This is a genomic window from Aquamicrobium lusatiense (assembly GCF_014201615.1).
In the GTDB taxonomy this organism is placed as follows: domain Bacteria; phylum Pseudomonadota; class Alphaproteobacteria; order Rhizobiales; family Rhizobiaceae; genus Mesorhizobium; species Mesorhizobium lusatiense.
In genome coordinates, this window is the sequence record NZ_JACHEU010000001.1 from 1,760,624 (window position 1) to 1,783,522 (window position 22,899).

General features: G+C 62.2%; 18 protein-coding genes. 8 read left to right on the forward strand and 10 right to left on the reverse strand.

What is annotated here, in order from left to right; translation table 11 throughout:
* Positions 1 to 53 precede the first annotated feature (53 nt).
* Genes HNR59_RS08425 through HNR59_RS08435 form a run of 3 tightly spaced genes read left to right on the forward strand, consistent with a single transcriptional unit; the run spans position 54 to position 5,155 of the window.
* The gene (locus tag HNR59_RS08425) at positions 54 to 728 is read left to right on the forward strand and encodes a response regulator transcription factor (protein WP_183831454.1); all 675 of its coding nucleotides are present in this window, start codon (positions 54 to 56) and stop codon (positions 726 to 728) included.
* A 5-nt stretch (positions 729 to 733) separates the two neighbouring features.
* Positions 734 to 2,185: a sensor histidine kinase gene (locus HNR59_RS08430; RefSeq protein WP_183828575.1), complete on the forward strand. Its 1,452-nt coding sequence runs from the start codon at positions 734 to 736 to the stop codon at positions 2,183 to 2,185.
* Between the two features lie 6 nt (positions 2,186 to 2,191).
* Positions 2,192 to 5,155: a bifunctional [glutamine synthetase] adenylyltransferase/[glutamine synthetase]-adenylyl-L-tyrosine phosphorylase gene (locus tag HNR59_RS08435; RefSeq protein WP_183828577.1), complete on the forward strand. Its 2,964-nt coding sequence runs from the start codon at positions 2,192 to 2,194 to the stop codon at positions 5,153 to 5,155.
* On the opposite strand, the gene HNR59_RS08440 is transcribed toward HNR59_RS08435, so the two are convergent.
* Positions 5,156 to 7,465 (reverse strand): PAS domain-containing sensor histidine kinase, encoded by a 2,310-nt coding sequence (locus tag HNR59_RS08440; RefSeq protein ID WP_183828581.1) that lies wholly within the window; start codon positions 7,463 to 7,465, stop codon positions 5,156 to 5,158. It abuts the gene before it with no gap.
* A gap of 134 nt (positions 7,466 to 7,599) precedes the next feature.
* Positions 7,600 to 10,233, reverse strand: coding sequence for an aminopeptidase N (gene pepN / locus HNR59_RS08445; RefSeq protein WP_183828584.1), 2,634 nt, complete (start codon positions 10,231 to 10,233; stop codon positions 7,600 to 7,602).
* A gap of 158 nt (positions 10,234 to 10,391) precedes the next feature.
* Between pepN and HNR59_RS08450 the strand changes: the two genes are divergently transcribed.
* Positions 10,392 to 11,339, forward strand: a complete 948-nt coding sequence (locus tag HNR59_RS08450) for a DMT family transporter (RefSeq protein ID WP_246374541.1) — start codon at positions 10,392 to 10,394, stop codon at positions 11,337 to 11,339.
* A 29-nt stretch (positions 11,340 to 11,368) separates the two neighbouring features.
* Here the strand turns inward: HNR59_RS08450 and HNR59_RS08455 are convergent, their stop codons facing one another.
* Both HNR59_RS08455 and HNR59_RS08460 read right to left on the reverse strand, forming a co-directional pair.
* Positions 11,369 to 12,229 (reverse strand): uracil-DNA glycosylase, encoded by an 861-nt coding sequence (locus HNR59_RS08455; RefSeq protein WP_183828590.1) that lies wholly within the window; start codon positions 12,227 to 12,229, stop codon positions 11,369 to 11,371.
* A 36-nt stretch (positions 12,230 to 12,265) separates the two neighbouring features.
* Complete coding sequence (locus HNR59_RS08460; protein ID WP_246374542.1) at positions 12,266 to 12,880, reverse strand: hypothetical protein; 615 nt, start codon at positions 12,878 to 12,880, stop codon at positions 12,266 to 12,268.
* A 326-nt stretch (positions 12,881 to 13,206) separates the two neighbouring features.
* On the opposite strand from HNR59_RS08460, the gene HNR59_RS08465 reads away from it, so the two are divergent.
* Complete coding sequence (locus HNR59_RS08465; protein ID WP_183828593.1) at positions 13,207 to 14,886, forward strand: electron transfer flavoprotein-ubiquinone oxidoreductase; 1,680 nt, start codon at positions 13,207 to 13,209, stop codon at positions 14,884 to 14,886.
* Positions 14,887 to 14,929: 43 nt separating this feature from the next.
* Here the strand turns inward: HNR59_RS08465 and HNR59_RS08470 are convergent, their stop codons facing one another.
* Positions 14,930 to 15,961 carry an endonuclease/exonuclease/phosphatase family protein gene (locus tag HNR59_RS08470; RefSeq protein ID WP_183828596.1) on the reverse strand — a complete coding sequence of 344 codons (1,032 nt, stop codon included), beginning with the start codon at positions 15,959 to 15,961 and terminating at the stop codon, positions 14,930 to 14,932.
* 128 nt (positions 15,962 to 16,089) lie between these two features.
* Here HNR59_RS08470 and HNR59_RS08475 point away from each other — a divergent pair, with 128 nt between their 5' ends.
* Complete coding sequence (locus HNR59_RS08475) at positions 16,090 to 16,662, forward strand: DUF922 domain-containing Zn-dependent protease (protein WP_183831456.1); 573 nt, start codon at positions 16,090 to 16,092, stop codon at positions 16,660 to 16,662.
* Positions 16,663 to 16,674: 12 nt separating this feature from the next.
* Here the strand turns inward: HNR59_RS08475 and HNR59_RS08480 are convergent, their stop codons facing one another.
* The 3 genes from HNR59_RS08480 to HNR59_RS08490 all read right to left on the reverse strand — a co-directional run bounded on the left by HNR59_RS08480 (position 16,675) and on the right by HNR59_RS08490 (position 18,610).
* Positions 16,675 to 18,174, reverse strand: coding sequence for an AMP nucleosidase (locus tag HNR59_RS08480; RefSeq protein ID WP_183828599.1), 1,500 nt, complete (start codon positions 18,172 to 18,174; stop codon positions 16,675 to 16,677).
* Positions 18,175 to 18,237: 63 nt separating this feature from the next.
* The gene (locus HNR59_RS08485; RefSeq protein ID WP_183828602.1) at positions 18,238 to 18,432 is read right to left on the reverse strand and encodes a hypothetical protein; all 195 of its coding nucleotides are present in this window, start codon (positions 18,430 to 18,432) and stop codon (positions 18,238 to 18,240) included.
* A gap of 22 nt (positions 18,433 to 18,454) precedes the next feature.
* Complete coding sequence (locus HNR59_RS08490) at positions 18,455 to 18,610, reverse strand: hypothetical protein (protein WP_183828605.1); 156 nt, start codon at positions 18,608 to 18,610, stop codon at positions 18,455 to 18,457.
* A 177-nt stretch (positions 18,611 to 18,787) separates the two neighbouring features.
* Here HNR59_RS08490 and HNR59_RS08495 point away from each other — a divergent pair, with 177 nt between their 5' ends.
* Entirely contained in the window at positions 18,788 to 19,510 is a 723-nt protein-coding gene (locus HNR59_RS08495) for a glutathione binding-like protein (RefSeq protein ID WP_183828608.1), read from the forward strand.
* Positions 19,511 to 19,591: 81 nt separating this feature from the next.
* Here HNR59_RS08495 and HNR59_RS08500 read toward each other — a convergent pair whose 3' ends face one another.
* On the reverse strand, positions 19,592 to 19,933 hold the full coding sequence (locus HNR59_RS08500) for a DUF2147 domain-containing protein (protein WP_183828611.1): 342 nt from the start codon (positions 19,931 to 19,933) through the stop codon (positions 19,592 to 19,594).
* A gap of 402 nt (positions 19,934 to 20,335) precedes the next feature.
* Here HNR59_RS08500 and HNR59_RS08505 point away from each other — a divergent pair, with 402 nt between their 5' ends.
* Positions 20,336 to 20,602, forward strand: coding sequence for a sel1 repeat family protein (locus HNR59_RS08505; RefSeq protein WP_183828614.1), 267 nt, complete (start codon positions 20,336 to 20,338; stop codon positions 20,600 to 20,602).
* A gap of 333 nt (positions 20,603 to 20,935) precedes the next feature.
* On the opposite strand, the gene HNR59_RS08510 is transcribed toward HNR59_RS08505, so the two are convergent.
* Positions 20,936 to 22,894 (reverse strand): acetyl/propionyl/methylcrotonyl-CoA carboxylase subunit alpha, encoded by a 1,959-nt coding sequence (locus HNR59_RS08510; protein WP_183828617.1) that lies wholly within the window; start codon positions 22,892 to 22,894, stop codon positions 20,936 to 20,938.
* Positions 22,895 to 22,899 lie beyond the last annotated feature (5 nt).

Sequence of the window (22,899 nt, forward strand, 5' to 3'; positions counted from 1 at the left end):
CCCGGAACGGGCAATCCTCCACCATGAATGCCGGAATCACCTATAGTGATGCGATGAAGATTCTCGTCATTGAAGACGACCGCGAAGCGGCGGACTATCTTGAGAAGGCTTTTTCGGAAGCCGGCCACACCGCCCATGTCGCTGGCGACGGTGAAACCGGCTTTGCGCTGGCCGATGCCGGCGACTATGACGTGATGGTGGTCGACCGCATGCTGCCGCGGCGCGACGGCCTGTCCGTCATCGCCGGCCTGCGTTCGCGGGGGAATACGACGCCTGTACTTATTCTGTCGGCGCTGGGCGAAGTAGATGACCGGGTGACCGGTCTTCGCGCCGGCGGTGATGATTACCTCACCAAGCCCTATGCCTTTACCGAACTGCTTGCCCGCGTCGAGGTTCTGAACCGGCGCGCCGGCAGCCGCGAGAGCGAAACCGTTTACCGCGTCGGCGATCTGGAGCTTGATCGCCTGTCTCACTCCGTCAGGCGGGCAGGGCAGGAAATCACCCTCCAGCCGCGCGAATTCCGTCTGCTGGAATATCTGATGCGCCATGCCGGCCAGGTGGTCACGCGCACCATGCTGCTGGAGAATGTCTGGGATTATCATTTCGATCCGCAGACCAACGTTATCGACGTGCATGTTTCCCGCTTGCGTGGCAAAATCGAGAAGGGCTTCGACAAGCCGATCCTGCACACCGTGCGTGGTGCCGGCTACATGCTGAAGCACGGCTGAGGGCCATGGCGCTGCCGATGCCAGCCATCATGAAAACAACGGCGGCGCGGCTTTCAGCGCTTTTCCTGCTTCTTTTTGCCCTCTGCGCCATCCTGCTGGTTTTCTACATGACCTCGCTGTCGGTGCGCATGCTGACCACGCAGACGCAGGAAACCATCAATGAAGAAGTTCTGAGCCTTGGCCGTGCCTATCAGCGCGGCGGCCTGCCGACATTGGTGCGTGTGGTCGAGCAGCGCGCCCGCCAGCCGGGCGCCAATCTTTACCTTCTGGCCGACGCCAATGGCCAGATTCTCACAGGCAACGTTGAAAGCCTCGAACCCGGCGTTCTGGAAACGGAGGGCTGGACGACGAGATCCTTCTATTATCGCCGGTACGGGGAGACCGAGGCGGAGCGTCAACGGGCCGAAAACGGCCAGAACGAGACTCAGCGCGCGCAGGTGCGCGGGCATGATGCGCTGGCGCTGGTGCTGCGCCTTCCAAACCAGATGATCCTGCTGGTCGGCCGCGATCTGGGCGAGCCGCAGCGCTTCCGCGAGGTGGTCAACCATTCGCTGATGCTGGCGCTGGGCATGATGGGCATCGGCGGCATTGTCATCTGGTTTTTCGTGGGGCGCGCCGCACTCAAGCGCATCGACGGCATTTCCGCCGCCAGCCGCCGCATCATGGGGGGCGATCTCAGCGGTCGCCTGCCGACGACCGGGGCCGGCGACGAGTTCGACCGGCTGTCGGAAAATCTCAACGCCATGCTGACGCGTATCGACACCCTCAACGAGGGGCTGAAGCAGGTTTCCGACAACATCGCCCACGACCTGAAGACGCCGCTGACGCGAATTCGCAACCGGGCCGAGGCAACACTGGCCGGCAAGCAGAAGCCCGCCGATTACCGCGCGGCACTTGAAGCCACGATTGCCGAATCGGATCAGCTCATCAAGACGTTCAACGCAATCCTGATGATCTCCCGGCTGGAGGCAGGCTATTCGGCCGAGAGCATGACCGGCGTCGATCTCGCGGAAGCCGTCCGCGATGTCGTCGAGCTTTACGAGCCTCTTGCCGAGGACAGCGGCGTTGCGCTGGAAGCCGGGCCGATGGAGGCGACGACCATCAGCGGCAACCGCGAACTGATCGCTCAGGCGCTGTCCAACATCGTCGACAACGCCATCAAATATTCGGCGGACGCCGATGCAGGCCCGCACGTGAGCGTCAGGCTCGAACGCGCCGGTGGCGAGATCCGGCTTTCGGTGACGGACAACGGCCATGGCATCCCCGACGCCGAAGATCGCGTGCGCGCGACAGAGCGTTTCGTGCGGCTTGAAAAAAGCCGTTCGCAGCCGGGATCAGGGCTTGGCCTCAGTCTCGCGGGCGCTGTGATGAAATTTCATGGCGGCAGGCTTGATCTTTTGCCTGCTGATCCAGGATTATCCGTGGTCATGGTGTTTTCCGACAAGGACAGGTCCTGACCCCCTATGGCTTCCACATCCGTGGCCGACCGCGCCGCATCCGTGCTGCTGCTGAACCCCTCGCTGCAACTCAGGCCGCTCGATGACAGCCATGCCGCCACTGTAATCGGCGATATCGCCGCCAGTGCCGCGGAAAGCGATCTGCCTCGTCTTGCGGAATTTCTTTCCGGCGACAGCGATGCACGCGGCTTTCTGGCTGCCGTTTTCGATCTGTCGCCATTCCTGCGCGATCTGGCGCGGCGCAGGCCCCGCATGCTTGATGCTCTTTTCGACCAGACGGTTGCTGAACGGCTGGAGGCGATCGCCGCCGATATAGACGCTTGCTGGCAAGGCGAGGGGATTTCGGAAGCCGAACTCATGAAGCGGCTTCGTCTCCTCAAGACGGAGGCACATTTCCTGATCGCTCTGGCCGACCTTGCCGGGGAGGCCGACACCCGGACGACCGTCTTTCGCCTCAGCGTGCTGGCCGAAGGCTGTGTTCGCGCCGCATGCGCTTTCCTGCTGGCCGATCTCGACCGGCAGGGGAAGCTTAAGCTGCCGGACCCGAAGGAGCCCGCGCGTGAGAGCGGCCTGATCGTTCTCGGCATGGGCAAGCTCGGCGCGCACGAGCTCAACTTTTCCTCCGATATCGACCTCATCCTGTTCTTCGATCACAAGGCGGTGGTCGGCGATCCGATGGAGGCGACGGATGTTTTCTCGCGGCTTGCGCGGCGTCTGGTGCGCATCATGCAGGACCGCACCGAGCACGGCTATGTGTTCCGCACTGACCTGAGGCTGCGCCCTGATCCCGGCTCCACCCCGCTCGCCATTCCGGTGGGCGCGGCCCTCAATTACTATGAAGGGCGCGGCCAGAACTGGGAGCGTGCGGCCATGATCAAGGCGCGGCCGGTGGCCGGCGACATTGCCGCCGGCGAAGCCTTCCTGAAAGAGTTGCGCCCCTATGTCTGGCGCAAATACATGGACTACGCCGCGATCGCGGACGTTCACTCCATAAAGCGCCAGATCCATGCCCATAAGGGGCACGGCGAAATCGCCGTGAAAGGCCATAATGTCAAGCTCGGGCGCGGCGGCATCCGTGAGATCGAGTTCTTCGTGCAGACCCAGCAGCTCATAGCCGGCGGACGCTTTCCCGAGTTGCGTGGCCGCGAGACCGTGGCCATGCTCGCTCAGCTTGCAGGCAATGGCTGGATCACGGAGGACGCGCGCGATGCGCTCACCCGCCAGTACTGGTTCCTGCGGCGCGTCGAACATGCAATCCAGATGGTCGCCGACGAGCAGACCCATATGCTGCCGGAGGATGACGAGGGGCTGGAGCGCATCGCCCACATGCTGGGCTTCGGCAGTGCCGATGCGTTCTCGCAGGCGTTTCGCGCTTCTCTGATAGAGGTCGAGGGTCATTATGCTGCATTGTTCGAGGCGGCGCCCGAGCTTTCGTCCGGTGTCGGCAATCTGGTCTTCACCGGCGATGTCGACGACCCCGACACCTTGCAGACGCTCCACACGCTGGGCTTCCAGCGCCCCAGCGACATCTGCCGCGTCATCCGTGCCTGGCATTTCGGCCGCTATCGGGTTACGCGCTCCGCCGAGGCGCGCGAGCGGCTGACGGAACTGACGCCGGCCTTGCTGGAAGCCTTCGGCAAGACGCGGCGCGCCGACGAGGCGCTGATGCGCTTCGATGAGTTCCTGTCCGGCCTGCCGGCCGGATTGCAGCTCTTTTCGCTGCTGCAATCCAATCCGGCCCTTCTGCGCCTGATGGCGACGATCATGGGGGCAGCACCGCGTCTGGCCGCCATCATCACCCGGCGCCCGCATGTGTTCGACGGGCTGCTCGATCCGGCACTGCTCAGCGAATTGCCCGACCGGGCCTATCTGGCCGCGCGGCTCACCGCCTTTCTGGACGGCGACCGACCTTACGAGGAAGTGCTCGACCGGCTGCGCATCTTCGCGGCCGAACAGAAGTTCCTCATCGGCGTGCGGCTTCTCGCCGGCTCCATCAATGCGCGCAAGGCGGGGCGGGCTTTCTCGGACCTTGCCGATCTCACCCTTGGTGCGGCGCTCGATGCCGTCTCGGCGGAATTCGAGAGGCGTCATGGCCGCATTGCACAGGGCAGGGTGGCATTGCTCGGCATGGGCAAGCTCGGCAGCCAGGAACTCACCGCCGGTTCCGACGTGGACCTGATCCTTCTTTACGATCACGATCCGGAGGCGGAGGAATCGGACGGCGACAAGCCGCTCGCACCCGCCCACTATTACACCCGTCTTACGCAGCGCCTGATCGCGGCGGTCTCGGCCCCGACTGCCGAAGGCGTGCTCTACGAACTCGACCTGCGCCTGCGCCCTTCCGGCAACAAGGGGCCGGTGGCCACCCATATGGATGCGTTCCGCAAATATCAGCGGCAGGAAGCCTGGGTCTGGGAGCAGATGGCGCTGACCCGCGCGCGCGCCGTGGCCGGCGACCGCCAGCTTTGCGCCGATATAGCGGTGGAGGTTGCCGACATCCTTGCCCAGCCCCGCGACGCGGCAAAAGTGCGCGACGAGGCTTTGAAGATGCGTCGCATGATCGACGAGGAAAAGCCGCCGCACGATCTGTGGGATATCAAGCTCATTCCCGGTGGTCTCATCGACCTGGAGTTTATCGCGCAGGTGGCGGTTCTGACCGGAAAATTCACCGGAAAGCCCGGAACAACAGCAACGGTCGATGTTCTCGCCAATCTGGCACCCGACTATGCCGATGCCGGCATGCGCGAAAATCTGATGCAGGCTTTCGCCTTCTATCTGTCACTGACGCAGATCATCCGTCTGTGCCTGACCGGACATTTCGACAAGGAAGATGTTCCCCCCGGACTTGCCGATCTGCTGCTGGCGGTTACCGCGATGCCGGATTTCTCTGTCATGGAAGCCCAGCTCAGGGATATGTCGGAAACGGTACGAGACGATTTCGATTGGATCATTGGCGGCAAGGCCGGGTAGTCAGGCCGCAGCTTTCATGGGTTGACCGGCGGGCTTTTTCTTTGCCGTGGCCGGGATCCTCACGGAAACGATGGTGCCCGTGCCTTCGGTGGAGCGAATCTTGAGCGCGCCGCCATGCAGCTCCGCCAGCGAGCGCGAGATGGCGAGGCCGAGGCCGGATCCGGTGTGGTTCTTTGAAAACTGGTTCTGCACCTGCTCGAAGGGGCGGCCAAGCTTCTTCAGCGCATGCCTGGGAATGCCGCAGCCATTGTCCTCGATGGACAGGATCAGCGCACCCGACGCATGGCGTGCCCGAACGGAGATGCGTCCACCTTCTCCGGTGAACTTGACCGCATTCGACAACAGGTTGAGCGCGATCTGCTTGATGGCGCGGCGGTCGGCGTAGAGCTTGAGGGTCTCGGCGATCTTGGTTTCGACCGTGATCTTCTTTTCCGCCGCCTGCAGAGACACCACCCGCACCGTCTCGCGGATGAGCGGGCACAGGTCGATCTCCTCGCGGTCCATCGAGAACTGGCCGGCCTCGATCTTCGACATGTCGAGAATGTCGTTGATCACCCCGAGCAGATATTTGCCGCTGGAGTTGATGTCGGTTGCATATTCCTCATAGCGGTCGGATCCCAGCGGGCCGAACAGTTTCTGTGCCATCAACTCCGAAAAGCCTATGATGGCGTTGAGCGGGGTTCGCAGCTCATGCGACATGTTGGCGAGGAATTCGGACTTGGCCTGGTTCGCAGCCTCGGCGCGGTCCTTTTCCTTGATGTATTTGCGGTTCAGCTCGGCCAGTTCGCGCGCCTTTTCCTCTTCGGCGCGGCGCGCGAGGCTGAGGTCGTGGATCGTTGCCATCAGCCGGCGCTCGCTGTCGAGCAGCTTGTCCTGATGCTGGCGGATCTGGGTGATGTCGGAGCCGACCGCCACCGTGCCGCCGTCGCGCGTCTTCAGTTCGTTGACCTGCAGCCAGCGGCCATCCGCAAGCTGGCGCTCATAGGTGGTGCCGCCGCGCGGGCCGTTGACATTGGCCAGCCTGCGTTCGGAGGCGAAGGCCTGCATCCGCTCCTCCAGTGCCACGCGATGCGCGCCCGGCACCACGTCATGGTCGGAGAGGCCGTTGTCCTGCTGGAATTTTGAGTTGCACATTACCAGCCGGTCGGCCGGGTCCCACAGCACGAAGGATTCGGTGATGTTCTCGATCGCGGTGCGCAGCCGCAGGTCGGCCGCTTCCGAGCGCAGGGCGAGATGGCGCTGCTCGCTCACGTCCATCGAGATGCCGATGAGCTGGATTTCGGAGGCGTCCGGGTCGACGACCTGCGCGCGTACCCGCATCCACACCCACTGGCCATTGGCGTGGCGCATGCGGAACACCCGGTCGATCTGGTCGATCTCGCGCGCCATGACCCTATTGGCGATTTCGAACAGATTGCCGTCGTCTGGATGGATGATGCGGTCGACCTCGCCGAAGGAAAGCATGGCGTCGCAGGGCTCGTAACCCAGCATGTCGTACATGGAGGGCGACCAGTACATCTTGCCGCGCACCATGTCCCAGTCCCACAGGCCGCAGCGGCCGCGCACCAGCGCCATGTCTATGCGCTGCTGACCTTCGAGATAGACGCGGTCGGCAGCCTGAGCCCGCGCCGCCTGGCTGAAATAGGCGTAGAGGATGACGATCAGCACGCTTGCCGTCAGCACGAACAGGGAAACGTTCAGCGACACGGTCCGGCGCCACTGCGCGAAAACCGCATCCTGCGGAATCAGCGCGGCCGCGGCCCGCTTTTCAGTGGTGTCGATGGCCACAGCCGCGAACCAGTCGGCGCCGTCGATTTTGACGGGGATGACGCCGGCCCGCTCGCCGAACAGGAAAAGCGGCTGGCCGTCGCTTATAATTTCATCCAGTGCGCGGCCATACCAGCGCGTGGAGCGCGGCGTTACGGCCGAAACGGTGAACTTCTCATTCGTGAAGGCCAGCACATGGCCCTCGGAGAGCGAAGCGGTGCGGCTGACCTGCTCAAGCCGTTCCTGCGGGCTGATGCTGTCGAAATCAGCAGCGATGAGCTGGCCGGAGGCGAGCGCGAGCGCAGACCGGGCGCTGTTCTCGACGTCATCGCGCCAGTTCATCAGCGAAATGAAATGCAGGCCGGCCACCACAATCAGGAAAATGACGATGAGCACGGGAATGAGACGGCGCAGGAACGGCTCCGCAGCAACCAGCTTCTGATAAGCCGGCTGGGCGATGAGCTGTGCATTGCCGGCAAGGCCTTTGCCCTTCCGATCAACAGACATCCCACCGGGCGCGCTGAACGCGTCCGCCTTCGCCATGAAATGGCACTCCCCAACTATGTCCCGTTTGAAGATCCGGCTACACTGAACATCCGAATCGCCCCTAAGGAATCAAAGCTGATTCGCCTTGTCCAGAGGCACGGCGTAAAAAGATCGCTGCGACGGGTGAATGACTACGCCAGAGAGCGTTCGGCAATGTCCCCGAGATCGACTGATATGCCGGGCATTTTCACCATGGAAACCAGTGCCTGCCGCGCCTTTTCCTGACGTATCGGCTCAAGCGAACGCCAGGACCGGAACGCCGTGGCAAGGCGGGCGGAGAGTTGCGGGTTGCGCTTGTCGATATCCATAAGCGCCTCTGCGAAGAACAGATAGGCCGCTCCATCCGCGCGATGGAACCCGCTTTGGTTGCCTGCGGAGAAGCTTCCCATCAGTGACCGCACCCGATTCGGGTTATCGATGGAGAACGAGGGGTGCCGCATCAGGGTGCGCACCGTTTCCAGCGCGTGCTCGCCGGGCACGGTGGCCTGAATCTGGAACCATTTGTCCATGGCGAGCGGCATATCGGCATGGCGCCGCTCGAAATCGGCGAGGGCGGCGCGGGCCTGCGGCGATCCGGGATGCTCATGCGCAAGCGTGCCCATGCCGGCGATCAGGTCGGTCATGTTGGTCGCGTGCGTGAAGTGACTTGTGGCGATGTCGGTGCCGTCATTGCTGCGGGCGAGATACCCCAGCAGGACGTTGCGCAAGGCGCGCCGTCCGGCAGCCGCTGCATCGGGACTGAAAGGTCCCGTATCATGGAGGTGCTGGTAAAGCGCATGGAAGCTGTCACGGTTGGCGCCTGCTATGAAGCCCACCAGCGCCTTGCGGGCGACAAGCACAGCATCGGGATCGATATCCTTACCGATATCGCGGGCAATGTCGGCTTCCGACGGCAATGTGATGGCAAGGGCGCGATAGGCTGGTTCCAGATCGTCATCGGCCGCTATGGAGCCGGCCAGGCGGGCGATGCTGTCCTCGAAAACCGTTGCCTTGCCGCCGAGAACGCATCTGTAGGCTGCGATGAGGGCTTCGGTAAGCAGCGTGTTGAACGCCTGCCAGCGCCCGAATGGATCGCTGTCATGGCGGGCGAGGAAGATCAGGTCTTCCGGTCTCTGCTCGACCGCGAGCGTGACGGGCGCTGAGAAGCCGCGGTTGAGCGAGAGGACCGGCCGTTCGGCAACACCGTGGAACCGAAGCTTCTGGCTGCGCTTGCGCACATGGATGACGCCGCCGTCCACCGTGCCGCCTTCCGCCGAGCTCCACTGCAATTCCCTGCCGTCGCTGCCTATGAGGCCGAAGGCCAGTGGAATGTGCATGAGGCGCTTGCGGCTTTCGGACGGGGTGGGCGGCACCGACTGCTCGATTTCGAGTGTCAGCGTGCCTGCCTCGTAGCTCGGTTTGATGGTCAGGTTGGGGGTGCCGGACTGGTTGTACCAGAGGCCGAACTGAGAAAGGTCCCGGCCCGAGACATCCTCGAACACTTTGAGGAAATCCTCGATCGTGCAGGCCTCGCCATCATGGCGCTCGAAATAGAGGTCCATGCCGGCCCGGAACGTTTCCCTGCCCAGAATGGTGGCGAGCATGCGCACCACCTCAGAGCCCTTTTCATACACGGTCGCCGTGTAGAAATTGTTGATCTCGCGATAGCGGCGCGGCCTGACCGGATGGGCAAGCGGTCCCTGATCCTCGGGAAACTGCAGCGCCTTCAGTGCGCGCACCTCTGCGATGCGCTTCACGCCGCGCGAGCGCTGGTCGGCGGAGAACTCATGGTCGCGGAAAACGGTGAGGCCTTCCTTCAGACAGAGCTGGAACCAGTCGCGGCAAGTGATTCTGTTGCCTGTCCAATTGTGGAAATACTCATGCGCGATGATCGCCTCGATATTGGCGAAATCGGTGTCGGTCGCGGTCGCCTCGTCGGCCAGCACATATTTGTCGTTGAAGATGTTGAGGCCCTTGTTCTCCATCGCGCCCATGTTGAAATCGGAAACGGCGACGATGTTGAAAACATCAAGGTCGTATTCGCGCCCGAACACCTCTTCGTCCCACCTCATCGACCGCTTGAGCGCATCCATGGCATAGGCGGCAAGCCTCTCCTTGCCGTGCTCGACATAAATGCCGAGGTCGACCTTCCTGCCGCCCATGGTGGTGAAGCTGTCGCGCAGGCACCCGAGATCGCCTGCCACCAGTGCGAACAGGTAAGACGGCTTGGGGTGGGGATCGTGCCACTCGGCAAAATGCCGGCTATTGTCGAGTTCGCCGCTGTCAACGGGATTTCCGTTCGAGAGCAGAAGCGGTGCCTCAGCGCGCGGTGCTTCGATGCGGACATGATAGACCGACAGGATATCCGGCCGGTCCAGAAAATAGCTGATGCGGCGGAAGCCTTCCGGTTCGCACTGGGTGCAGTAGACGCCATTGGAACGATAAAGCCCCATCAGGGCCTTGTTGCGGTCAGGCTCCAGTTCGGTTTCTATCGTTAGCTGGAACTGTGCCGTTTCGGGCAGATCCTTCAGCACGAGGCGCTCGGGCGTCGCTTCATGGGCCGTATGTTCGATGCCGTCCAGTTCGATGCGCTTCAGATTGAGGTCGTCGCCATCGAGGATCAGCGGAGCGGATGGATCAACGCCGGCGCGCCTTTCGATGGTCAGATCCGCGATCACGATCGTCCGGATCGGATCAAGCCGGAAGGTCAGATGCGTCCGGGGGATCAGGTAGTCGCTTGGCCGGTAATCCTCGAGCCTGAAAACCTGACCTGTATCTGTACGCATATGCTCTCTTTCCTTCTCTGCCCCGATGCAGTCGTGGCAGCCCGCCTTCACCTTTTGGCTCAAGACAATCCGGTTGGTGTTCTTTACATGATGAGGGCCTGCGTCGGGAAGCCTGCGTCAGGTGGGGAGTATCCACAGACGAAGAATGCGGGACCAATTTGAGTAATCTCACGCCTGAAAACAGCCGGCCTCTGACCGCCATTAGTCTGAAAATCATTTCGGTGGTGATATTCGTTGGCATGTCCTCGTTCATCAAGGCAGCCGGCGCCTTGCCGGCCGGGCAGGTGGTGTTCTTCCGGTCTTTCTTCGCGATGTTTCCGATCCTTCTTTTCCTCGGCCTGAAGGGAAGGCTGAGAACCGCTTTCGCAACGGAACGACCCTTTGGGCATATGGCGCGTGGCTTCGTCGGCGTTTGTTCGATGGGACTGATTTTCTTTGCGCTGGCGCGGCTGCCGCTGGCGGATGCGATCACCCTGAATTATGCGCAGCCCTTGATGGTCGTCGTGTTCAGTTCCCTGTTTCTGGGCGAGCCGATCCGCATGTACAGATGGGGAGCCGTCGCCATCGGGCTCGTCGGTGTCATCATCATTTCGTGGCCCGAACTGACCATGCTGCGCTCCGGCGGGGCGATGGAAGATCAGCAGGTGATGGGGGTGGTCGCGGCGCTGGCGGGTGCGGCGACCTCCGCTTTGGCAGCGATCCTTGTGCGTAACCTTGTCGGCAGCGAGCGCACCGCCACCATCGTGCTGTGGTTCTCGCTGATGGCGAGCGTCATTTCGCTTGGCACCCTGCCGTTCGGCTGGGAAGCGATCACGGCTCATCAGGCCATGCTGCTGATTGCCAGCGGCATTTGCGGCGGTGTGGCTCAGATCTTCATGACCGCGGCCTATCGCCATGCCGAGATTTCGGTGGTCGCGCCCTTCGAATACACCTCGATCATCCTCGCCATCATCATCGGTTACGTGCTGTTCGGGGATTTGCCGGGCATCTACATGCTGATCGGTGGCACCATCGTGGTCGCGGCCGGGCTGTTTATCATCTTCCGCGAGCGCCGGCTGGGTCTGGAGCGGGCAAGAGCGGTCAAGGTCACGCCTGCGCAGGGCTGAATCTGCGGCACAGCATGGATGGCGTGCGCCTACGAAAGCGCGCGCAGCTTCATCTTAACTTCCAGAAAATCGCGCCAGGCCAGCCGCTTGTGCGCCGGGGTGCGCAGCAGATAGGCCGGATGCAATGTCGGCATGGCCGGAATTTCCAGACCTGCGGCCCCGCTGTAGATGCGCCAGTTTCCGCGCAATCTCAGGATCCCTTCCGTGGTGTTCAGAAGGGTCTTGGCCGAAGCGCCGCCCAGATGTACCAGAACCTTCGGTTTTACCAGTTCGATGTGGCGTTCGATGAAGGGGCGGCAGATCTCGGTTTCCTGCGGGGTCGGCGCACGGTTCCCCGGCGGGCGCCACGGGATGACGTTGGAAATATAGGCGCTGCTGCGGTCGAGCCCGATGGCCGCCAGCATGCGGTCCAGAAGCTGGCCGGAACGCCCGACGAACGGCTTGCCGTCCAGATCCTCGTCCCGTCCAGGAGCCTCGCCGACGAACATCACGTTGGCCTGCGGGTTTCCATCGGCAAAAACCATGTTCTTGGCTGTGAATTTCAGATTGCATCCCTCGAACCCGGCCATGCACTCTCGCAGCTCATCGAGCGTTGCGGCGCTTGCCGCAAGCTCGCGCGCAAAGGCGATCTGCTGGCTGTCCGGAACGGTGGCCGGCTGGGCCGGCGGGCGTTCGGCAGGTGGTGTCCTTGGCGACGGTGCCTGTCGCCCGGCCTGCGGCCGGTGTTCCTGTACTTCGGCCGCTGGCAGGTCGACAGGTCGGGGCTGGGGCGCGCGCTCCTCGAATCGGTTCGCCGGCATGTCGTCCAGCGCCTCGTCCACGCCAGCCTCGGCATAGAAAGCCAGCAGGGCGTGGATGTCGGCAATGCTGTCAGGGGTGGCTGCGCTCATGGAGCCACATTCGGCGTATCGGCCGGCATTTTCAAGTCAGGACGAGGGAATACGCGGGTCTTGCACCAGATAGAATGTCCACCGCGGCGTGAAATCGGTGATCACGAACTGAAACGACGCGGTGCTCAGCGGATCGACCTGCCCGCCGGAGAACAACAGCCGGTCATAAGGTTCGAAGCTGCGGTCGAAACGGGAAAATGCGCTGGAGAAGATAGCTTCCGGAGAGCGGTTGCGCTGGTCGAAGGAAAGGCCGTCGCCGAAGATGCTCGGCCGGTCGCGCCCTTCCTGCAGTTCGAACTCAAATTCGATCCATGGGTGACCGCTGTTGTTCAGGATGTCGATGCGCAGGTAAAGCACCATGAGGTGACCGTGGCCAGGCAGGCGGGGCATCCTTCGGATCGCGTTGTGTATTGTCAGTGTGGCCGGGGTTGCTGAGCGGAACTCTTCCAGCACCACCAGCGGATCGTCCGCCGTGCCGGATCCGCCGACCGCGGTGATGACGAAGTCGCCGAGCTCGTCGGAGAGCATATAGGAGCCCGCAGGCCACATGCCGCTCTCTTCGGCGAGGCTCGGGAAAACACCAAGCATCACCGGAACAAAGGTCAAAACCGCAAGTTTCCGGGCACTGCCGAGCGATTTCGCGAGGCGCAACTGCGGCAGGCCGGGCCATCCATAGGTGCGCATTGGCCCAGTATCGCCGATATGCGGGCTGGCGCACACTCAATTATGCGTTGGCGTGTGTCGAGATGTCTGCAGGCGGCGTCGGGCCGAGGGGAAGCCGGTGTATCGGCAGCCCTCAAGCTCACAACAAGCCGGTTGCAATCATATTTTGACGTTTACGTTTACGTAAAAATCTGCGACCTTACGTTACAAGGGAAAATGGCCGCTAATTTTTTCTGCCGGTTCCCCGTCGCATACTGATGCGCTATGGAGCGCGGGAGCCAGCACAGTATCAGCAAGCCGATGCGGAGGGATTGATGAGCGATATTGAACGCGAGAGCATGGAATTCGACGTGGTGATCGTGGGTGCGGGACCGGCTGGTCTGGCGGCAGCGATCCGTCTGAAGCAGGTCGATCCCGAGCTTTCCGTGGTCGTTCTCGAAAAGGGTGGCGAGGTTGGTGCTCACATCCTCTCAGGCGCTGTTGTCGATCCGATCGGCATCGACAAGCTGCTGCCTGACTGGCGCGAAGAGGCCGATCATCCCTTCAGGACACCCGTGACCGACGACCATTTTCTGGTTCTGGGTCCTGCCGGCTCGATCCGTTTGCCCAATTTCCTCATGCCGCCGCTGATGAACAATCACGGAAACTATATCGTTTCGCTGGGAAATGTCTGCCGCTGGCTGGCCGGCAAGGCCGAGGCGCTCGGCGTCGAGATCTATCCGGGCTTTGCCGCGGCCGGCGTCATCTACAATGATGAAGGCGCAGTCACCGGCGTTTACACCGGCGACATGGGCGTCGAGCGTGACGGAACGCAGGGTCCGAATTTCGCGCCGGGCATGGCGCTGATGGGCAAATATGTGCTGATCGGCGAGGGCGCCCGCGGATCGCTGGCCAAGGAACTGATCGCCAGATACGATCTGTCGGCCGGCCGCGAGCCCGGCAAGTTCGGCATCGGCCTGAAGGAACTTTGGCAGATCAAGCCGGAGAACCACAAGCAGGGTCTGGTGCAGCACTCTTTCGGCTGGCCGCTCGACATGAAGACCGGCGGTGGTTCGTTCCTCTACCATCTGGAGGACAATCTGGTCGCGGTCGGGTTCGTCGTTCATCTGAACTACAAGAACCCTTATCTGTCGCCGTTCGAGGAATTCCAGCGCTTCAAGACGCATCCCGCCATTCGCGGCACCTTCGAGGGCGCCAAGCGCATCGGCTATGGCGCGCGCGCCATCACCGAGGGCGGCTGGCAATCGGTCCCAAAAATGTCGTTCCCCGGCGGGGTGCTGATGGGCTGCTCGGCCGGTCTGGTCAACGTTCCGCGTATCAAGGGTTCGCACAATGCGGTGCTGTCCGGCATCATGGCGGCCGACCATGTGGCGGAAGCCATTCATGCGGGGCGCGCCAATGACGATCTCATTTCCTATGAGGAAGCCTGGCGCGGTTCCGACATCGGCAAGGACCTGAAGCGCGTTCGCAACGTCAAGCCGTTGTGGTCGCGGTTCGGAACGATCCTCGGCGTCGGCATCGGCGGTCTGGACATGTGGCTGAATACGCTCTTCGGCGTCTCGCCCTTTGGCACGCTTAAACACGGCAAGACCGATGCCGCCTCGCTGGAGCCGGCCGCGAAGCACAAGAAGATCGACTATCCGAAGCCGGATGGCGTTCTCACCTTCGACCGGCTTTCCTCCGTGTTCCTGTCCGGCACCAACCATGAAGAGGACCAGCCGGTCCACCTTCACGTCCGGGACATGGCCCTGCAGGTGAATTCCGAGCACGACGTGTTTGCCGGTCCCTCGACGCGCTACTGCCCGGCGGGCGTCTATGAATGGGTGGATGCCGATGGCAATGCCGCGGCCGATCCGACCGCCAAGGATGTGCGCTACGTCATCAACGCGCAGAACTGCGTTCACTGCAAGACCTGCGACATCAAGGACCCGAACCAGAACATCAACTGGGTGCCGCCGCAGGGTGGCGAGGGGCCGGTTTACGCAAACATGTAAGGCATTTTGGCCCGGCTTGTTCAGTCGGGCTTTTTCTTGTCCCTCACATGCTGGGGCTGTCTCGGCGTAACGGTTGCCTCAGGAAAACCGTGGCGCTTTCCTGCTCGTCTTCCGGTTCGTCCGAAGAAGGTCTGATCGAAAATTCAACGAGAAGTGGAACGTGATCGGAGCCGATATCTTCCAGCCGCTCGGATGAGTGGACGATCACGCTTCCTTTGGCGAAGACATTGTCGATCGGCAGACCGGCGAACAGCAGCGCCTTCGGCAACAGCCTGTGGATCCATGTCGGACCGGGCGAAGGGATGAGCATCAGCCCGCCTGCCTTCGCGACACTCGCCGCCGCAGCGCTCCATGGCGCGGCGTTGAGGTCTCCCGCCACGATCGCGTCGTCACCAAGACCTGCAAGGTGTGGCTCAAGCCTGAATATCTGTCGGGCCTGCGGCCGTGGCCAGGGCCAGCCCAGATGTATGGCGCCAACATCGATCGTGGTGCCGCCGAAATCGACCGGCGCAACAGCCAGTGAAAGTCGCGCGGCGCAGCGCGCTTCGCGGCTTTCGTCCAGCGGTCGGCGCGAGAGGATGGCGACGCTGAATGGCTGACGTATGCGCGGACAGATAAGCTGTTGAGGATAGGCCTGCTTCAGCAGCGCCAGCTTTTCCTCCCACATCGACCCGACCTCTGTGAGGGTCACCACATCAGGTTGTATCCGGCCGATCAGCGACAGCACTTTTTCAGGCGTCGGGTTGTTGTAGCGCAGATTGATTTCAAGCAGCCGGTATACCGCGCTGTCAGCCGGCTTCGGCGCAAAAGCGGCTGCCGGCACCATCGGCACACGCATGAACGGCAGGATGGAAGAAAAGCTGGTCACTGCAAAAACCAGCGCCGACAGGGCCAGCAGCCTTTCGGGCGTAAAAAGCAGGGGAAGCGCGATCGCCATCGTCAGAATCGCCAGATGCGCCCGGAAATGCGCGAAGGAATCGAATGCGGGATGAACGCTGCTGAGAAAACCCAGAAGAAGCGCCAGAGAAGCGCCGAACAGGATGACGGTGGCGATGGAACGCAATCTGCTTTTCATGCGGACTTCTTGAGGTTCTGATTGCGGCTCATTGATGGTGCGTTGAAGCTCGAATAGGATGCGGCCCGGAAACAGTCGTTCAATATCGGGAAAAGCGCTTGAAGGCGACCATTGCAGCATCTTTATACATGGTCTGCCTGCTTGCTGCTGTCTCCGGCAGCCCTGCTTTTGCCGGTGGCGAGATCATTGAGCGGGTCGAGCACTATCCTGTTTCGGGCCGGACCGGCATCGAGCTTTACCGTTCCATAGGCGAGCGCGGGCCGAAAAGCGGCGTCGGGCGGGCGATCGCCCATACCACCTTCAAGCTCACATGGCGCAGGAACTACCAGCCTCAGGGAACGTCATGCACGCTGGTCTCCGCCGTGCCACGCCTGATCATCACCTACACCCTGCCCAAGCCCTCGCAGGCGCTGCCGCCGGATACCAGGAAACGCTGGGATAACTTTATCGAGGGCATCAGGCTTCATGAGGAAGTCCATGGCGTCCACATGAAGGAAATGGTGGCCGAGATCGAGGCGAACACGATCGGTGTCACCGCTGAAAACGATCCCGGCTGCAAGAAAATCCGGCAGGATATTCAGGCGCCTCTCGGAGCTGCGTCGCTGCGCCAGCGTCAGCGCAGCAGCAATTTCGACCGGGCGGAAATGGCGGAAGGCGCCAACATCCACCGCCTCATTCTGGGGCTGGTCAACGGCGAGTGAAACCGTTCGGGTCTACTGGAACGCCGTTTCGGTGAAACTGCGCAGCTTGCGCGAATGCAGCCGTTCCATCGGCATTTCCGCCAGCTTTTCCATGGCCCGGATGCCGATGGTGAGATGCTGCGCCACCTGACGCTTGTAGAATTCACTGGCCATGCCGGGCAGCTTCAGCTCGCCATGCAGCGGCTTGTCTGAAACGCACAGCAGCGTTCCATAGGGTACCCGGAAGCGGAAGCCGTTGGCGGCGATGGTGGCCGATTCCATATCGAGCGCGATGGCGCGTGACTGCGAAAGCCGCTGCACCGGCCCGCGCTGGTCGCGCAGTTCCCAGTTGCGGTTGTCGATGGTGGCGACCGTGCCGGTGCGCATGATGCGCTTCAGGTCGTAGCCGGAAAGGCCGGTGACTTCCGCCACAGCCTCCTGCAACGCCACCTGAATTTCAGCCAGCGCTGGCAGCGGTATCCACACAGGCAGGTCATCGTCCAGCACATGGTCCTCGCGCACATAGGCATGCGCCAGAACATAATCGCCCAGCGCCTGCGTGTTGCGCAGGCCGGCGCAGTGGCCGAGCATCACCCAGGCATGCGGGCGCAGCACCGCGATGTGATCGGTGATGGTCTTGGCGTTGGAGGGGCCGACGCCGATATTGACCATGGTGATGCCGGCATGGCCGGGCTTCTTCAGATGATAGGCCGGCATCTGCGGCAGCCGCACCAGATTGCTCTGCGGGCTGGTCTGGTCGCCGGCCTGCGTGACGACATTGCCGGGCTCCACGAACTCCGTATAGCCGCCGCCGCCTTCCGCCATCAGCTTGCGCGCCAGCGCGACGAATTCGTCCATATAGAACTGGTAGTTGGTGAACAGCACGAAGTTCTGGAAATGCTCCGGGCTGGTGGCCGTGTAGTGAGGCAGCCGGTGCAGCGAATAGTCGATGCGTTGCGCCGTGAAGGGCGCCAGCGGGCGCATCTCGCCCAACCCAAGGTCGAAGGTGCCGTTGGCGATATGATCGTCGATACCGTCGAGGTCTGGCACGTCGAACAGATCCCGGATCGGCCGCCGGATGCGCTCGGCCGCGGCGCCGTCCACATAGGTGCCTTCAAGGAAGGCGAAATGCAGGGGGATGGGGGTGGTCGATTCCTGCACCGTGATCGGGACGCCGTGATTGCGTATGATCAGGCGAAACTGCTCTGTGAGATAGGTCTCGAACAGATCTGGGCGGGTGATGGTGGTCGAGAAATAGCCGGGCAGGGGCATGTGGCCATAGGCCTGCCGCGAATCCACCTGCGTGAACGAGGTCGTCGTTACGCCGACTTCCGGATAGAAGGCCCGATAGCGCCTGTCGGTATCGCCGCCCGATGCAAGCGCGGCAAAGGAATCCCTCAGGAACCGGGTGTTGCGCTCATAGATGCGGCGCAGCGCCGCGACGATGGCGGCCGGATCGTCGAAGCTCTGTGGTTTCACCGGCTCCGGCGTGATGATCGTTTCGATGGCTTGCGGGTAGATTCTGTTTTCCATGGCCCACTATATGGCCGGGGCAGGATGGTGGGGAAGGGGGCTGATGGAGCTTGCTGTTGATCCTCAGCCCCGCTGCAGGCTGACCAGAAGCACGAAGCCCATGCCCTTCTTCTTCAGCGACGGTGCTTCGATGGTCTGGCCCAAATCCCCGCGCACCATCGGAACGGCGAGAACCGGAGCTGCAAGCATGGTGAGGATGAGCAGCGCGCGGGGCAGGACACGCAGGAAGCTCAGGCTGTTTTCGGTGATGGCGTTCATGGTCCTGATCTCCGTTCCTGCTTCAGCGGCTGATGCTGGTGCAGCCAAAGAGGCATTTTCCGGCTCGCACCTGCTCCCAGTGGCGGGGCTGGCGGCCGTTTTCCGCGACGATCATGGCAAAGCCGATGCCGAAGAGGGTGGCCAGCAGACAGACGATGGTGAAGCGGCGAGCGAGCATGTCTCGTTTCCCTTGATGTTGGAAACAGCATCGCATTGCCCGGCTGAACCCTCTCTGAGAGGGCCGTTCATGTGAGGTTCAAAATTATTGACGCTCCTTAACCACACCGGCGCATTGCGCCGGCCGGCGGAGCGCTTATCTGGTTGAACAGGTCATCAAGCTGCCGGAGAAAGACGTATGACGACGCAGAGCGCTCCCATTGAACTCCACTACTGGCCGACGCCCAACGGCCACAAGATCACGATCTACCTGGAGGAAGCAGGCATCCCCTATGAGGTGCATTATGTGAACATCGGGCGTGGCGAGCAGTTCGAGCCGTCCTTCCTGAAGATCGCGCCCAATAACCGCATGCCGGCGATCGTCGATCCGGAAGGCCCCTCTTCGGATGGAAAATGGAATGGAGAGCCGATCTCCGTCTTCGAATCCGGCGCCATCCTGCAATATCTCGGCCGCAAGTTCGGGCGGTTCTATCCTGCCGATGAGCGCCAACGCACTGAAGTGGATCAGTGGCTGTTCTGGCAGATGGGCGGCCTCGGCCCCATGGCCGGACAGGCGCATCACTTCCGCCAGTATGCGCCGGAAAAAATCCAGTACGGCATCGATCGCTACACCAACGAAGTCAACCGCCTCTACGGCGTCATGAACAAGCGTCTTGCCGACCGTGAATATCTCGCCGGCGACTATTCGATTGCCGACATGGCGTCATTCCCGTGGGTGCGGCCTTACCGTAATCAGGGACAGGATCTGGAAGAATTTCCGAACCTGAAGCGCTGGTTCGAGGCGATCGCAGCGCGGCCCGCCGTGCAGAAGGCGGTGGAAGTCGGTCAGGATCACCGCAACAATCTGGCCGACGACAAGGAAGCGCAGAAAATTCTGTTCGGTCAGACAGCGCGCGGCTGAAAAGCCGCTCCCTGAAAATGGAAAGGCCGCCGGGTGGACATGCTCCGACCGGCGGCCTTTTCCGTTGATGCGCAGGCAGCTTTACTGACGGGTGAGCTTCTCGCTCTTGCAGATCAGCCCGCCGAGCACGCAGCCGGAAAGCGACAGCGTGTTGCCCGAAACGCTGGCCTTGCCGTTGTAGGTCTTGCCCTCGTCCAGCTTGTTCACGGTGCCCTTGTAGGCGCCGTTGCTGCCTTCCATGCAGCCGATCGACTTGCCCTTGTATTCTCCGGTCATCACGGTGCCGCAATATTTGGCTCCGCCGCCAGCATAGGAAATCACGGTGCCGTTCGGCCGCTTCCACGAGCCTTCGATCGGATCGGCGAATGCAACGCCGGCCGTCATGATGATGGCGAGTGCCGCCACGCTGGTAATGCGAAACATGTCTCCTCCCTGAGCACTGCGTTCCTCTTACGAAAACGCAGGCTAATCCACTCTTTTGCAAAGCGAAAGCCGTGCCGCTGGGGAAGGATGACAAGAAATATTAGCAGCCTTTCCGGCCTGAAAATGACCGCTGCCTGAAAAGCGATGCTTTGGCTTGGTTAGCGAAGCGTTGAATTTCAATTCCGAATTTTCCGTAAAATTCGAGACAAAAGCCAGCGATTGCCGGGCTTTCCATCGTTAACGAATGGTCACGTTTACCTCTTGTTTTAGCTTTGTTTTCTTCAAATTAAGCACGTCTTTTTACGGCGAATTCAAGCGCCTGCTGCATTCTCGGAAGCATCGAAGAGCAGCCCCACAGCTTCAAAGAAAGGGGCGCTCTCGCAACGGGACAGGGGTTTGAAAATGGCACGTTTTGAAATGCACGACGCTGGTTTCGGCACCATGGGCACGATGGCTCAGGCCGACATGTTCGTTGAACTGGGCATGATGTACGCCACCGGCCGCGATTGCGAGGTCGATCAGGTGGCAGCGCACAAGTGGTTCAACATCGCAGCCATCAAGGGGTCGGCCCGCGCTGCCGAACTCCGCTCGGAAATCTCGGCCAGCATGTCGAAGACCGATCTGGCACGGGCGCTGCGCGAAGCGCGTGAATGGATGACGATGCACTGATCCGGAAGAAAAGCCGCGCGCAGAACGCGGCCTGAATACAGGCGGTCGCCGCTCCAACGGCAAGCCGCCAGCAACAGGGCCAGAACACAGGGCCAGAACACAGGGCCAGAAAACAGGGAAAGCGTGGGAAATAAAAGGCGCGGGGGCGCGTCTTGAGCATCGGACCCTTAACAGAGGGGCGATGCCATGCAGATAAACACCCACGCAAGCCGGGCCGCGACCGATCGGAACAAGATCGGCGTGGCTTTCGGCTTTTCCAGCGTCCCGCGGCCGGAGAACAGGCTCAGTTCGCGGGCAGCAAAGGCAGCAGGCGCCCTTCGTCAGTCTGGCTGTTCACTCGCCTGCCTGTTCGGCAAAGCGCACAAGTACCGTTCCGTCGCTCACCTGACTGCCTTCCGTGGCGATCTCCACGATCACGCCGTCATGAGGTGCTGCGATGGAATGTTCCATCTTCATGGCCTCAAGAATGAGCAGAGGTTGCCCCTTCGTCACACTGTCGCCAGCGGCAGCCCGCACCACCTTCACCAGCCCCGGCATCGGCGCGCGCAGGCTGTCGGTGCCGCCGCCCGCTTCGTCGGCCCGGTCCAGCGGGTCGGGAACGGCGAATGTGTAGCTGACCGGCCCGTCGAAGACGCTGACATGACCCAGCCAGCGCGCCAGATTGATCGATGGCGGAAGCAGGCGAAGCGTTTCGCCATCGCGTGCATCCAGTTCGACGAATGTCCGGCCTGCCTCGACACCCACCTTGGCGCTGACGACTTCCTCACCATAGCCGAGTGTGACGCGTCTGGGCGTTGCATGGAAATGCGCATAGCCGGCAAGCGCGGACCATGGATCGCCGGCATTCGCCATGTCGGAAAGGCCGGACGCGGACAGAACGGCCGCGGCCACCACCGCCCCGGAAGGGGCAGGAATTGCGGTCAGCTCGTCCTGCTTGCGCCCGATCAGTCCGGTATCGACGTCGCCGGAGGCGAAATCCGGGTCCGCGGCAAGGGCGGCAAGGAAGGCGGTGTTCACCGTCGAGCCGGCAATTTCGGTTTCAGCCAGCATGTCGCCGAGCCCGTCGAGCGCCGTTTTACGATCCGGCCCGTGAACCACCAGCTTGGCGATCATCGGATCATAGAAGGGCGAAATCGTATCGCCTTCACGCACGCCGGTTTCCACGCGAAGCGACGTGCCGGGCGCGGCTTCATCGGGGAACCACAGATGGTGCAGCGTTCCGGTCGCCGGCAGGAAACCGCGCGCGGCGTCCTCGGCGTAAAGCCGCGCCTCGAATGCGTGGCCGTCGAGCTCGATCTCGTCCTGGCGCAGCGGCAGCACCTCGCCATGGGCAACGCGCAACTGCCATTCCACCAGATCGACCCCGGTGATCATCTCGGTCACCGGATGCTCGACCTGAAGGCGCGTGTTCATCTCCATGAACCAGAAGCGGTCGGGCCGCAGCCCCTGCGAGGCATCGACGATGAACTCGATGGTGCCGGCACCGGAATAGGCTATGGCCTTCGCCGCCTTGATCGCGGCTTCGGTCATGGCGGCGCGCATCTCGTCGGTCATGCCGGGGGCGGGGGCCTCCTCGATCACCTTCTGGTGGCGGCGCTGAGCCGAGCAGTCGCGCTCGAACAGATGCACGGCATTGCCGTGATTGTCGCCGAACACCTGCACCTCGATGTGGCGCGGCTTCTCGACATATTTCTCGACCAGCACTCGGTCGTCGCCGAAAGCGGCCTTGGCCTCGCGCCGTGCTGAAGAAAGCGCCTCGGCAAAATCGCCCGGATGATCGACGCGCCGCATGCCGCGCCCGCCGCCGCCGGCGCGCGCCTTGATCAGCACCGGATAGCCGATTTCAGTGGCCTTGGAGGCGAGCAGCACGATGTCCTGCGCCTCGCCGTGATAGCCGGGCACCACCGGCACGCCGGCCTTCTCCATCAGCCGCTTGGCCGCATCCTTGAGGCCCATGGCCCGGATCGAGGCGGCGGAGGGACCGATGAAGACCAGCCCGGCGTCGACCACGCGGTCCACGAAATCGGGGTTTTCCGACAGGAAGCCGTAGCCCGGATGAATGGCTTGGGCGCCGGTCTCCAGCGCCGCGGCGACGATGCGTTCGCCGACGAGATAGCTTTCGGTTACGGGTGCGGGGCCGATGCGAACCGCTTCGTCGGCCATGGCCACATGCATGGAACCCGCATCTGCGTCGGAATAGACGGCGACCGTCGCCACGCCCATGCGCCTCGCGGTGCGGATGATGCGGCAGGCGATCTCGCCCCGGTTGGCGATGAGTATCTTCTTGAACATGGCCG